The sequence below is a fragment of the Collinsella aerofaciens genome, assembly GCF_040926185.1.
Taxonomy (GTDB): Bacteria; Actinomycetota; Coriobacteriia; order Coriobacteriales; family Coriobacteriaceae; genus Collinsella; species Collinsella aerofaciens_BC.
This window is the reverse complement of sequence record NZ_JBCOIQ010000003.1, coordinates 170,719-183,681: the sequence shown is the minus strand read 5'-3', so window position 1 is coordinate 183,681 and position 12,963 is coordinate 170,719. Positions and strand designations below refer to the sequence as shown.

The window sequence follows — 12,963 nt, the reverse complement described above, 5'->3', positions numbered from 1 at the left end:
TACGAGCTCCTGTGCGAATTGAAGGGAGCGCTCCCGCAAACTGCCTATTGACAACTTATAGGAGCGTCGGTTTTAGTTCAACCGGTTTCGGAGTAGTCGCGGTTGAGCGATTCATCGTAGTAAACCGCCATAGTTTTGGCGGAGGCGGTCAGATTTGTGGGCGGTAAATCAAAGAGTGTACCTTTTGACTGGTCGTTTAAGAACGTCCCCAATGACTAAGTTGCAGGTGGCGGCGGTTGTGTTACACTAACGCTGCGTAGTTGACGCAATCATCTCGATACAGATTAATGATGTCCGTCGTTTCGAACGGAACTAGACTGTTTAGCCGCCCTGAAGGTTTATGCAGGGAGCATGTGATCACAGGGCTTGAAAAGAAAGTTGAGCAAACACTGTGTCTGATCAACAGCAAGAAAACGAAATAACGACGACGCAGGCCGCTCCCGCTGCACCGGTTGCGTCGGACCAGGTCGCGGCGCCCGCGCAAGCCTCGGCTCCTGAGACGCCTAAGGCTGCTTCGACGCCTGCGCCTGCAACTGGTGAGGAGGCTGCTCCGGCAAAGCCCAAGCTCACGCGCCGCACGGCCAAGCCTGCCGCTGACGGCGAGGAGGTCACCAAGCCCAAGCGCCGTACCACGCGCACGACGCGCGCCAAGCGCACCGTTGCAGCTGACTCCTCGGCGCCGATTTCCGATGAGGTCGCGCAGGCACGTGCGTTGGCGCAGATTAGCGAGGCTCAGGTGGTGCGCGCCCGCCGTCGTGCTGCCGAGCGCGAGGCCGCGGCTCTGACCGAGCTTGCAGCTCCGTCTGTGCCCGAGACGCCTGACGCCACCGAGACCCCTGCCGCCGACCTGCCGACCGAGAAGCCGGCACCGCGCACACGCCGCCGCACGGCTGCTAAGGCCGAGCAGGTTGCGGAACAGGTAGCCCCCGAGCTCACTGAGGCTTCGGTCCGTTCCGCGGCAGGGGAGCGCACATCGCCTGTTGAGCCCGCTGCGCCTGTCGAGGCCAACGAAGTTCCCGTTGTCGATCCGGCTTTGCGCCCGCACCGTCGCGGTCGCAAGCCCAAGGCCTTCGTCGAGGCAGAGAAGGCCGCAGGCGCAGCCGCCGCCGCTCGGGATGCTGCGGCGACCGCCGAGTCTGCAACCGCTGCCGATGCACCCGTCCAGGATGCTACGACTTCCGAGGCCGCTCCCGCCGATGCCGAGCCCGCCGATGTCCGTCCCGGTCGCAGCCGTCGCACTGCTGCTAAGCGCACGTCCAAGGCCAAGGCTGCCAAGAAGGGTGCGTCCGAGGATTCCGCCGAGACGACCGCCGATGCATCGACTGATGCCGCCGAGCCCCAAGACGTCGAACAGTCTGCTTCCGAGAAGCCCAAGCGCGGTCGTAAGAAGTCCGCTAAGGCCAAGGCGTCCGAGCAGCAGGCTGATGCCGAAGCGCAGATTGATTCCGGCGCCGAGGCCAATGACGTCGCTGCGGCCAATGCCGGCGCCGCCGCAACCGATGGCGCCGCGCCCGCCGAGGCCGAAGACGGCGCTCGCCCCAACCGCCGCCAGCACAAGCGCAACGACGAGCGCAACGAGCGCAAGGACGACCGCAACAACGACCGTCGCAACCGCCAGCGCGATCGCAAACAGCGCAACAAGGAGCGCAACGCCGCCCCCACCGAGCCCACGCTTTCGCGCGAGGAGCTCGCGGCCATGAAGGTCGCCGAGCTGCGCGAGAAGGCCAAGGAGTTCGAGATCGAGACGACCGGCAAGAAGAAGGCCGAGCTCGTCGAGGAAATCTACGTCACCGCTGCGAAGGCCGAGGGCTTCCGCGACATCAAGGGCATTCTGCAGATTCGCCCGGACAGCTCCGGCATCATCCACGCCCATGGCTACATGAAGTCCAACGACGACGCCTTCGTGCCCGCCTACCTCATCCGCTCCGCGCGCCTGCGCACGGGCGACGTCATCGAGGGCTCGCTGCGTCCTTCGCGCGGCGGCGACAAGCGCGCCGGCCTCGCCAAAATCACGACCGTCAACGGTCTGGACCCCGAGCAGATTCGCAACCGTCCCAAGTTCGGCGACCTCACCCCGGTCTATCCCAACGAGCCGCTGCGCATGGAGCACGGCAAGGACTCTATTACCGGTCGCGCCATCGACATCGTGTCACCGATCGGCAAGGGCCAGCGCGGCCTGATCGTGTCCCCGCCCAAGGCCGGCAAGACCACGATCCTCAAGAAGATCTGCCAGTCTATCTCGATTAACAACCCCGAGGTGCACCTCATCTGCCTGCTCGTCGACGAGCGCCCCGAAGAGGTCACCGATATGCAGCGTTCCATCAAGGGTGAGGTTGTGGCGTCGACCTTCGATATGCCTGCCGACAACCACACCCGCGTGGCAGAGCTCGTCATCGAGCGCGCCAAGCGCATCGTAGAGCTGGGTGGCGACGTCGTGGTGGTGCTCGACTCCATCACGCGCCTCGCCCGCGCCTACAACTTGGCGGCGCCTGCCTCGGGCCGCATCCTTTCGGGCGGCGTCGATTCGGCGGCACTGTATCCGCCCAAGCGCTTCCTGGGTGCAGCCCGCAATATCGAGAACGGCGGCTCGCTCACCATCCTGGCCTCTGCCCTCATCGACACCGGTTCCAAGATGGACGAGGTCATTTTCGAGGAGTTCAAGGGCACCGGCAACATGGAGCTTAAGCTCGACCGCGACCTGGCCGACCGCCGCATCTTCCCGGCTATCGACCCCGTTGCCTCCGGTACGCGTAACGAGGACCTGTTGGTCGACGAGCAGATGCGTCCGTTTGTCTTTGGTCTGCGTCGCATTCTTGCAGGCATGAACAACACCGAGCGCGCGGCCGCATCGTTTATCAAGGGTCTTAAGGGCACCAACACCAACCAGGAGTTCCTGGTGCGTTCGGCCAAAAAACACAGCGACTACGAGCAGACGTTCTAGGTTGTCATCCACGCGCAGCGATAGTCATCAATGCGATAAAGGGTCGGGGCTTTGAGCCTCGGCCCTTTTCCATAGCGTCGCTCCGCGCTTATTTTTGACCGTAAGACCGACGAGCAGCAGGTTTCCCGTTTCAATCCGACATCGTCGCTTGCAATCGACAGGGCGGTTTCGCATAATAGCTTTTAAGCTTCGCGACGGAAAACGCAGATGAAACGAACCATATACCGTTGCTTTGGGGCATAGCCCCGCTTCATCTTCTCTCGCGCAGCCAACTGAATGATGCGATTTGGGTGCTGGAAGATGGGGAGAGCTCATGGCTTCTTCTGATGCAACACAACGAGCAGTCCTTGCCGGACTTTCGTGCGGGATCGGCCTTGCCGCTCCCGTGGTTATGTATGCCGCGACGCTGCCGTTTTCGTCGGTGAACGAGACGGTCGTGGCGGGTGCGGTTCCCTTCGCCGTGGGCGCGGTGGCGGGCGTGGGCATCTATGCCGCCTCGCTGGGTATCTCCGAGTATCGTGCGCAGCGTGAAGAGCGTCTGTTCCAGCCCGATGCCATGGGCGGTGCCGCCAATCTCAATCAGCATCAAAGCGAGTTCAAGACCGCCTCGATTTCAGCTCAGCAGCAGGATGCGACTCCTTACGCTGCGGCTTCTGATTCTCAGGCTCAGGCGGAGCAGTCTACCTCGGCATTCCTTTCCGGCCTGACTGGTGCGTTCCAGCGCCGTCATGCCGATGATGGTGTCCCTACCATCGCTCGAGCCGCAGATGCTATGGACGAGGACGAGGCTTGGTCCATGATCGACAGTATGCTTGACGACGATTCGCCGGTGAGCTGCGACCCTGCACACTCGCGCGACGTCTATCAAGTCGCCATCGACGAGCTCACCAACGGCGGGCAGACCGGCTCCTTCAATCGCGACGACATCGCCGCCGCGGCACGCGCCGTGTCTGGCTCCCAGGCCGCCCCTGCGGGCAGCACGGCGGCTTTCGTGGCACTCGTCGCCAACGCGGCAGCCAATAACGCCTACAGCGCTACCTCGGCGGACGCGAACGCTTCTGCCGACAATTCGTACGTTGATGAAGCCATGACTGCGGACGAGGAGGCCGTTGCCGCCCGCCGTGCCGCCGAAAGCTCGCTGTGGGGCGCTCCTGCCCAGCAGCAGGCGGCTGAGGCTGCGCCGTACAATGTAAACCTCGCCAGCATGCCTATCATCTCCGGTGCCGCGGATATCGATTTCGATGACCTCGATGAGCCTGCAGCCATCACCGCATCGATTGATGCCCAAGATCGCATCGACACCGGCGACCTTCCGGATGCCTCACTCGAGGTTGATGTCCCCATGGCTGATTACTCGGGCCACGAGGACATGTGGGCCGCCGCCACCGCGATTCTGGATGAGATTGACGAGCCTGCTCCTGTTGCAGCCCCCGCTCCCGTCGCTGCCCCTCAGCCTGCTGCCCCCGCCTATGTCGGCCGTCACAGCGCTGTGTTCCCCGAGGATACTGCCCGTATCTCGCGCGAGAGCATCGAGCGGGCCGAGGCTATTGCCGCCGGCATTATGGAAAACCGTCGTCACGAGCGCGTCAATCAGATCCTCGAGGAGGAGATCGAGCGCCTGCAGTCCTCTACCGCCAAGCGTACGGGCCGTGCCTACCTGAGCGTTATCGAGGGCGGTACCGCCAGCTTCGCGCCGCTCCGCGCGGAGGCATAACTTCTGCATGGTTAAGATCAATCGAAAATGGGCGGTCGTGACCTGCCTGATGGCGCTCTTGATCTGGGGCAATTCGCTGGTTCCCGGCTCGGGGTCGGGCTCGCTGAGCCTAACGGTCATGGAAGCTATCCGCGGTTTCCTGCACGGCGTGGGACTTCCATATGAATGGGTGACCAACTTTGTTGTTCGCAAGTGCGCGCATTTTACCGAGTATATGGTGCTCGGCATCTTGGCAACGCACGCCTTTGATTTTGAGGGCCGGCGCACCTTTGACGTGCTGCTGCCCACGGCGGTGTTCCTGCTGCTGATTCCTTCGATCGACGAGACGATTCAGCTCTTTGTGCCGGGACGCGCCGGCATGATCACCGATGTGATGATCGACTGCTGTGGAGCGGCAACGGGCGTTGTGCTCCGATATCTACTACGATCGCTCATATGTGCCAAAAAGGCCGCCTAGGACGTATTGTTTGGTCCTAGGCGGCCTTTTTTATTTGAGGGCTTATATGGGGCGTGGTGGCGTCGTTCCGTAGGTTGGATTTGCCGAGCGCGCCACGCCCTGTGGGTGCGTCTGCTACTGAAGCGCCTGTGCGCCCAGGGCCAGGCAGCCCATGATGCCCTGCTTGCCCTCGAGGCTGTTGTTGACAATGTAGGTGTCGATATCGTTGACCTCGGGCGTGACGATGTAGCTGTTGAGCATCTCGGCGCACTTTTTGCGGGCGAGCGGCACGATAGGGGTGTGATCGGCAACGCCACCGCCGATGATGATCTTCTGCGGGGCATAGCACAGCGTGTAGGTCATGAGCGCCTGTGCCAGATAGCCCGCGAGCAGATCCATGGCCTCCGGGTCATCGGCCATGTCTCCGGCACTCTTGCCATTCCAGCGCTTTTTAACGCCGGGGCCTGCGATGAGGCCCTCGAGGCAGTTGTCGTGGAAGGGGCAGCCGCTGTGCTCGCCGATGGTGTCGCGCGGGTCGCGCGTGACCAGGATGTGGCCGGCCTCGGGATGCATCATGCCGTGCACGAGCTTACCGCCCGAGAGCACGCCGGCGCCCACGCCGGTGCCGATGGTCAGATACACAACGTCAGTGAGGCCCTGGGCGCAACCAAAGGTGACCTCGCCCAGGCAGGCGACGTTGACGTCGGTGTCGTAGCCGCAGGGGATATTGAGCTCGTTTTGGATAGTGCCCAGCAGGTCAAAGTAGCGCCATGCCGTTTTGGGCGTCTCCAGGATCTTGCCGTATTGGGGCGAGGCAGGGTTGACTGCGGTGGGGCCAAAGGCGCCGATGCCCAGCGCGGCGATGCCCTTGTCGGCAAACCATGCATTGACGGCCTCAACGGTCTCCTGCGGGGTCGTGGTCGCGATCTGCTCACGCTCCAGGACCGTACCGTCTGCATAGCCCGTGGCGCAGACCATCTTGGTGCCGCCGGCCTCGAGCGCTCCGATAAGCTGCTGTTCTGCCATAGTATTCCTCTCTCTGGGACGAGTTGCTCCGTGACTAAAGTATAGGGCTCTAAACCATTTAAGAAAGCGCTATAAAAAGAAGCCTCGCAACGTGGCGGGCGGTGCGAGGCTTCTTTGGTTGCTTTAGTTGCCGGGCCGTCCTTACCCGCGCGGCTTGATTTTATCACGTAGCGACTTGAGGTTCTCCAGTGCCGCGTTAAGCGTTTCGTCCCGCTTGGCAAAGTGGAAACGAATCAGATGGTTGACGGGCTCGCGGAAGAAGCTCGAGCCGGGAACGGCGCCCACGCCCACCTTGGACGCGAGATCCTCGCAGAATTCGAGGTCGCTGTCATAGCCAAACTCAGAGATGTCCATCATGACGTAGTAAGCGCCCTGCGGCACGTTGTGCTCAAGACCGATGCTATCGAGCCCCTGGCAGAACAGGTCGCGCTTGGCGGTGTAGAGGTCGAGGACCTCCTGGTAATAGCTGTCGTCGAAGTTGAGGGCGGTGACGACAGCTTCCTGCAGGGGAGCGGCGGCACCCACGGTGAGGAAGTCGTGGACCTTCTTGATGCGCTCGGTGATCTGGGCCGGGGCAATGGTGTAGCCAAGACGCCAGCCGGTGATGGAGTACGTCTTAGACAGCGAACTACAGCTGATGGTTCGCTCGAACATGCCGGGCAGCGTGGCCATATAGACGTGCTCGTGGGGCGCGTAGACGATGTGCTCGTATACCTCGTCGGTAATGCAGTAGGCGTCGTACTTTTTGCAGAGGTCGGCGATAAAGGTGAGCTCCTCGCGCGTAAAGACCTTGCCGCAGGGGTTGGAAGGGTTGCACAGGACGATGGCCTTGGGGTCGTTGTCGCGGAAGGCCGCCTCGAGTGTCTCGCGGTCAAAGTCGAATGTGGGCGGGTTGAGCGGCACGTAGATGGGCTCGGCACCCGAAAGGATCGTGTCGGCGCCGTAGTTCTCGTAGAACGGCGAGAAGATGACGACCTTGTCGCCGGGGTTCGTGACCGTCATCATGGCGGCCATCATGGCCTCGGTGGAGCCGCAGGTGACTACGATATTCTCGTTGGGGTTCACCGGCATGCCCATAAAGTGCTCCTGTTTGGCGGCAAGCGCCTCGCGCATGGCCTGGGAGCCCCAGGTGATGGAGTACTGGTGATAGAGCGGCTTGGGATCGGCGGCGATGGTGCTGAGGCTATCGAGCAGCTGCGCCGGGGGATTGAAGTCAGGGAAGCCCTGCGAGAGATTGACAGCGCCGTACTTATTGGAGATGCGTGTCATGCGGCGGATGACCGAATCGGTAAATCTTGCCGTGCGGTTGGAGAGTTCTTTCATGACGGTCCTTTCGAGGATTTGCAGTGGGGCAAGTTTACTCCTATGAAACCGGTGGGATTTGCTCGAAATGGTCTCGAAAAACTCTTTTCAAAATTCTTGAAAATTGGGGCTTGCATCGCGTGGCGTTCCTTGCAATAATAGTCGAGCGCGAAGCGCACAGGACACGGTGGGTGTAGCTCAGTTGGCTAGAGCGACGGGTTGTGGTCCCGTAGGTCGAGGGTTCGAGTCCCTTTACCCACCCCAGTTCTTGCTTCGTGTTGATATCGGGTCGTTAGCTCAGTTGGTAGAGCAGGGGACTCTTAATCCCAAGGTCCAGGGTTCGACCCCCTGACGGCCCACCACACGATATCTCCTCTAAAGTCCTCCACAACGGACTTTAGCTTTGGGTCGTTAGCTCAGTTGGTAGAGCAGGGGACTCTTAATCCCAAGGTCCAGGGTTCGACCCCCTGACGGCCCACCCAAAGATTGTTAAAGCGACTGGCTCAGGCTGGTCGCTTTTTTGTTGACCTCGTATGGGGTCGAACCCGTAAGGGCGCGGAGCTGAGGAAATACGTAAGCATTTACCAGCGTAGCGCGCAAGGCGCCTTGGCGCCGCAGCGGCCGCCTGCGCAGCAGGCTGACCCCCTGACGGCCCACCAAAGCATGTTAAAGAGACTGGCTTCGGCTGGTCGCTTTTTTGTTGACCTCGCATGGGGTCGAACCCGAAAGGGCACAGCCGCTTTCACAGATCGAGCCTACCCTGGGGATCGGTAAAACCGTCAGTACCCTCCTTGAGTTTCTTCTCGTCTGCCTTCACGCGACGCTCGAGCTTTTTTGTATCCTCGGCAGGCGGTAGGTTCTCGGGGACAATTCCGCGGTCGATGAGGCTGCCACGCACGCTTGTGTTGTTCTCGACGTGCTCTTGCTTGATCTGGTCCAGGCCGTACAGGTCGTGTTCCTCGGCGTTGAAGGCCGTCATCGAGTTCGTAAGGTCCTTTGCTTTGATGAGGACATCGGCTAACCTGTCCGCCAATGCCGCGCTCTTGGGTACGCCGAGCTGCTGCTTCATTTCCGCCGTGCTTCTGCCGCCGAATAACGCCTCATCGCCCTTCGACTTGATGATCGCGAATCCTTTGGAGTCCACGCCGCGTTTGAACGCAATACCCGAGAGCTGTTTCTCTGAATCGGATAGCGAGTGGCGCGCCTGCAAGCGCTGAATCTCTGCGAAGCGCTGCTCTATGAGCTCTTGGCGGCGCGTCTGCACGGCAAAGTATGCCTGGGCGAGCGCGATCTCTGGCTTGTTTGAATCTCCGTTCTGTGCGATTAAATAGCATGCATAGCGCGTAAGTTTGTAGTCTTTAACCGCGCGAGCGGCGACACCGGCAGTTACCATTTTCGTGGTGTCACGAAAATGGGAATCAACTGGAGTTTTGTTTGTTTCGCATGAGACTGTTGCCCTCTTAACAACTTCGGCGAAGTTCTCCCATCGAGTGTACCCCATGGGTTCCATTAAATCGCGTGCGAGCCAATACTCAACGCCGTCTTCCACATTGGCGTAGCTATCAAGTTTGACACGCCACTTCTCGATATCACTACTGTCCATATCTCCTCCTCGCTGGTCTATTGTCTGTGCGGGCTTTGCCCGCTCTGTATTCAGAATTAGGATACGCTGCCGTGCGGACACGAATAGGCCCCGTGCCACCTCGAGCTCACGGGGCCCATAGATATCGATTAGGTGTGTTCTGCTTTAGATGGGTGTCCAGTTTAGTCCGTTCGATAGTGCGATCCGAGGCTTTCGGTTCGCTTGCGCATGGCTTTGACCATTTCCTGTGCTAGTTGAATCTGCGACTGAAGGCGGGCGAGGGCAGCGATTTCGCTGTCCTGGGCTTTCTGTGTGCTCAAGGTCGTTGCCTCCGTCTTCAAGCCCTCAAGCTCGTGTAGTGCTTCGGATAGGCCTGTTTCGGTGCGGTTGATCATGCAATAGGTACTCATCGTGTGCTTAAGGCTGCGGGTCAGGCGCTCGGCATCTGTTGTGGCAATGCCGTGCTGGGGGAGGGCGATATCCGCCTTCAGGGCTGTCTTAGGCTCTTTCTGCGCTGCAAGGGCTGCCGATGCGCCTGCGATGCGCCCGAACACGATGCCGTTGGCGCTTGACAAGCCACCAATGCGGTCGGCTCCGTGCATGCCGCCTGTCGCCTCGCCGCAAGCGTAGAGACCCTCAACGCCCGTGTACGCGGTCTTATCGATCTTGATGCCGCCGTTAGCGGCGTGGGCATACATCGCAACGCGCATCTCGTCAGTCGGGGCGATGCCGTGCTCGTCTTGCAGCCAGGTGGCAAAGGTCTGCACAAACTCTGGGACATCCTCGCGGGGGAAGTCGTAGTGGAGTGCCAGGCCTTCGACACCTGCCTGATCGATGACGAGATCGATAGCGCGGGAGGCCAAGCGTGACGTGAAGGGACCATATCCAGAGCGCTGCTCGAGCAGGTCGTCCAGCTTGTCGTCGGCAATATCTGCCGGCTGGTCTACATGTACGTAGCGCCAGGTTTTCTCGTTGAAGACCAGGTTTCGCTTGGGCTCGATGAGGCCGGGCATCATCTGCATGAACTCTATATTAGTAAGCGATGCGCCGTGCGCCAGCGCGATGGCCTGTGATGAGCTGAGCACGTCGGCGGAAGTGAGGCTTCGCTCGAACAGGCCACCCGTGCCACCGGCTGCGATGATCGTGGCTTTGGTAGCAAAGGGCACGATTCGATCTTCGGTGAGGTTGTAGAGCACGGTTCCGGTGATTCTGCCGTTCGTGTCCTCAATAAGGTCGATAAGCTCATGGCGGGGGAGCAGGCGAATGCCGAGCGACTCGATCCGGGCTGTCAGAGCGTCCTCAAGGGGCTTGCGGGTGAGGCCGCGCCACATGCGCGTCTTGTGGTCAAAGCAGGGGATAAACTGCTTTTGCTGAGCGCTCTCAGCGTTTTGCGGACGCTTGAGCTCAACGCCCAGGTCTTGCTCGAGCCATTCAATTGCCTGGGGAATGCCGTGGACAAACGTCTGGACAAGCTCGGGGTCGGCGACACCGCCGCCGACGGTCTGGATGGTGTCGATGAGGTCTTGTTCGTCGTCTTCGTTAACGGGTCCGATAAGCCCTAGGCCCCAGGTTCCAGGGAAGAAGCTCGATCCACTCATGGTCTTGCCGGCGCTTGCCACAGCGACGGTTGCGCCCGTGCGTGCCGCTTCGATGGCGGCACAAAGGCCCGCAATGCCAGATCCAATTACCAGTACATCAGTCGATTCCATCGGATTCCTTTCTCGTCCGGCGCATTGTCGCACGGGTGATCGGCAATGGGGCCGCAAAGACCCGGCAAATCGGTAAAGGGCAAATATGGCAGGTGGGCGTCAGGTGGACTCGGCCACTTCGGTCGGCCCATTTGATAAGTTGCGGTGGAATACGGACTGTTTTGGCCTGTATGGATGCAATTCAGTCCGTATTTCACCACAACTGATACATCGGACCCTTTAATAAGAGTAACCAATTTGAGACGGGGCAAACAAAAAGAGCCGCTACCTCGAAAGGTAGCGGCTCCAAAGCTCAACTATATGAGCATCGCGCGGGCGCGATTAGGCCTTGAGGGCCTCCTCGACGGCGACAGCGCAGGCGACGGTGGCACCAACCATGGGGTTGTTGCCCATGCCGATGAGACCCATCATGTCGACGTGCGCAGGCACGGAGGAAGAACCGGCGAACTGGGCGTCGGAGTGCATACGGCCCATGGTGTCGGTCATGCCGTAAGAGGCAGGGCCGGCGCCCATGTTGTCCGGGTGCAGGGTACGGCCAGTGCCGCCACCAGAAGCGACGGAGAAGTACTTCTTGCCAGCCTCGAGGCGCTCCTTCTTGTAGGTGCCAGCGACGGGGTGCTGGAAGCGCGTGGGGTTGGTGGAGTTACCGGTGATCGAGATGTCGACGTTCTCGTGCCACATGATGGCAACGCCCTCGCGGACGTCGTCGGCGCCGTAGCAGTTGACGGCGGCGCGGGGACCATCGGAGTATGGGATGGTCTCGACGACCTTGAGCTCGCCCGTGAAGTAGTCGAACTGGGTCTTCACGTAGGTGAAGCCGTTGATGCGGGCGATGATCTGAGCAGCGTCCTTGCCCAGACCGTTGAGGATGACGCGCAGCGGCTTCTTGCGAGCCTTGTTGGCGTTCAGAGCCAGGCCGATAGCACCCTCAGCGGCAGCGAAGGACTCGTGACCTGCCAGGAAGGCGAAGCACTCGGTGTCGTCGGAGAGCAGCATAGCGCCCAGGTTGCCGTGGCCCAGACCGACCTTGCGGTCCTCGGCGACGGAGCCGGGAACGGTGAAGGCCTGGATGCCCTCGCCGATGATGGCGGCAGCCTCAGAAGCGGACTTGGCGCCACGCTTGACAGCGAGAGCGCAGCCGAGGGTGTAGGCCCACTCGGCGTTCTGGAAGGCGATGGACTGGGTGTTGTTGACGATCTCACGCGGGTTGAAGCCCTTGTCGGTGCAGATCTGCAGAGCTTCCTCGAGGGAGGCGATGCCGTTGTCGGCGAGGCACTTGTTGATCTTGTCAGCGCGGCGCTCGTAACCTTCGAACGTAACAGTCATAGTTATTTCCCTCCCTTTCTACTCGTGAACCGGGAACACGCTGGCGACGGAGTGAGTCTCCTCGTCGGTGCGCGGGTCGATGTACTTGGCAGCGTTCTCCCACTGACCATAGTGGCCCATAGCGCCAGCGATGGCCTCCTCGGGGGTCTTGCCGGCCTTGACGGCGTCGGTGAACTTGCCGAGGTTCAGGAACTCGAATGCGATGATCTCGTTCTTGTCGTTGAGAGCCATGCGGGTGACGTAGCCCTGAGCGAGCTCGAGGTAACGAGCGCCCTTGGCCTTGGTGCCGAACATGGTGCCGACCTGAGAGCGAAGGCCCTTGCCGAGGTCGTCGAGGGAGGCGCCCACGGGCAGGCCGCCCTCGGAGAACGCGGTCTGGCTGCGGCCGTAAACGATCTGCAGGAAGATCTCGCGCATAGCAACGTTGATGGCGTCGCAGACGAGGTCGGTGTTGAGGGCCTCGAGGATGGTCTTACCGGGAAGGATCTCGGAAGCCATGGCGGCAGAGTGGGTCATGCCCGAGCAGCCGATGGTCTCAACGAGGGCCTCCTCGATGATGCCGTCCTTGACGTTCAGCGTGAGCTTGCAGGCGCCCTGCTGAGGTGCGCACCAACCCACACCGTGCGTAAGACCGGAGATGTCGGAAATCTCCTTAGCCTGGACCCACTTGCCCTCCTCGGGGATGGGTGCGGGGCCGTGGTATGCACCCTTGGCAACGGGGCACATGTTCTCCACTTCCTGTGAGTACTGCATGCCTCTCCTCTCTATCGTGTTGGCGTCCCGTCTGGGGGCCGTGGCTGGCGATTGCCGGGCGACCCTTCGAAAGGGACATGACATGCAGCCCCTATAATACCGCGAAATGCACGGAATATTCGGCGAACGGCTCAGTTTTCGTAGCGAGAAGTCCGGAAGTTTTAATTGAAACGG

Annotated in this window: 9 protein-coding genes and 3 tRNA genes; 6 read left to right on the top strand and 6 right to left on the bottom strand. The window is 60.8% G+C overall.

The window, feature by feature from the left end; genetic code table 11:
• Positions 1 to 391: 391 nt before the first annotated feature.
• From rho to AB5750_RS02730, 3 genes are all read left to right on the top strand, one after another.
• A complete protein-coding gene (gene rho, locus AB5750_RS02740) occupies positions 392 to 2,941 on the top strand; it encodes a transcription termination factor Rho (protein ID WP_368145374.1) in 2,550 nt (849 codons plus the stop codon).
• 313 nt (positions 2,942 to 3,254) lie between these two features.
• A complete protein-coding gene (locus tag AB5750_RS02735; RefSeq protein ID WP_368145375.1) occupies positions 3,255 to 4,655 on the top strand; it encodes a hypothetical protein in 1,401 nt (466 codons plus the stop codon).
• A gap of 7 nt (positions 4,656 to 4,662) precedes the next feature.
• Positions 4,663 to 5,112 (top strand): VanZ family protein, encoded by a 450-nt coding sequence (locus tag AB5750_RS02730; protein ID WP_346978810.1) that lies wholly within the window; start codon positions 4,663 to 4,665, stop codon positions 5,110 to 5,112.
• Positions 5,113 to 5,226: 114 nt separating this feature from the next.
• Here AB5750_RS02730 and AB5750_RS02725 read toward each other — a convergent pair whose 3' ends face one another.
• A complete protein-coding gene (locus tag AB5750_RS02725) occupies positions 5,227 to 6,117 on the bottom strand; it encodes an ROK family protein (RefSeq protein ID WP_368145376.1) in 891 nt (296 codons plus the stop codon).
• A 141-nt stretch (positions 6,118 to 6,258) separates the two neighbouring features.
• Positions 6,259 to 7,440, bottom strand: a complete 1,182-nt coding sequence (locus tag AB5750_RS02720; protein ID WP_368145377.1) for a pyridoxal phosphate-dependent aminotransferase — start codon at positions 7,438 to 7,440, stop codon at positions 6,259 to 6,261.
• Positions 7,441 to 7,606: 166 nt separating this feature from the next.
• Between AB5750_RS02720 and AB5750_RS02715 the strand changes: the two genes are divergently transcribed.
• The 3 genes from AB5750_RS02715 to AB5750_RS02705 all read left to right on the top strand — a co-directional run bounded on the left by AB5750_RS02715 (position 7,607) and on the right by AB5750_RS02705 (position 7,897).
• Positions 7,607 to 7,683 (top strand) — tRNA-His (locus AB5750_RS02715).
• Positions 7,684 to 7,705: 22 nt separating this feature from the next.
• Positions 7,706 to 7,781, top strand: a tRNA-Lys gene (locus tag AB5750_RS02710).
• Positions 7,782 to 7,824: 43 nt separating this feature from the next.
• Positions 7,825 to 7,897 (top strand) — tRNA-Lys (locus AB5750_RS02705).
• Between the two features lie 264 nt (positions 7,898 to 8,161).
• Here the strand turns inward: AB5750_RS02705 and dinD are convergent.
• The 4 genes from dinD to AB5750_RS02685 all read right to left on the bottom strand — a co-directional run bounded on the left by dinD (position 8,162) and on the right by AB5750_RS02685 (position 12,789).
• On the bottom strand, positions 8,162 to 9,022 hold the full coding sequence (gene dinD / locus AB5750_RS02700; RefSeq protein ID WP_195502660.1) for a DNA damage-inducible protein D: 861 nt from the start codon (positions 9,020 to 9,022) through the stop codon (positions 8,162 to 8,164).
• A gap of 161 nt (positions 9,023 to 9,183) precedes the next feature.
• Positions 9,184 to 10,710, bottom strand: a complete 1,527-nt coding sequence (locus tag AB5750_RS02695) for an FAD-dependent oxidoreductase (RefSeq protein WP_368145378.1) — start codon at positions 10,708 to 10,710, stop codon at positions 9,184 to 9,186.
• A 321-nt stretch (positions 10,711 to 11,031) separates the two neighbouring features.
• Entirely contained in the window at positions 11,032 to 12,036 is a 1,005-nt protein-coding gene (locus tag AB5750_RS02690; RefSeq protein ID WP_006235553.1) for a GGGtGRT protein, read from the bottom strand.
• 18 nt (positions 12,037 to 12,054) lie between these two features.
• Positions 12,055 to 12,789: an iron-sulfur cluster assembly scaffold protein gene (locus AB5750_RS02685; RefSeq protein WP_006235554.1), complete on the bottom strand. Its 735-nt coding sequence runs from the start codon at positions 12,787 to 12,789 to the stop codon at positions 12,055 to 12,057.
• Positions 12,790 to 12,963 lie beyond the last annotated feature (174 nt).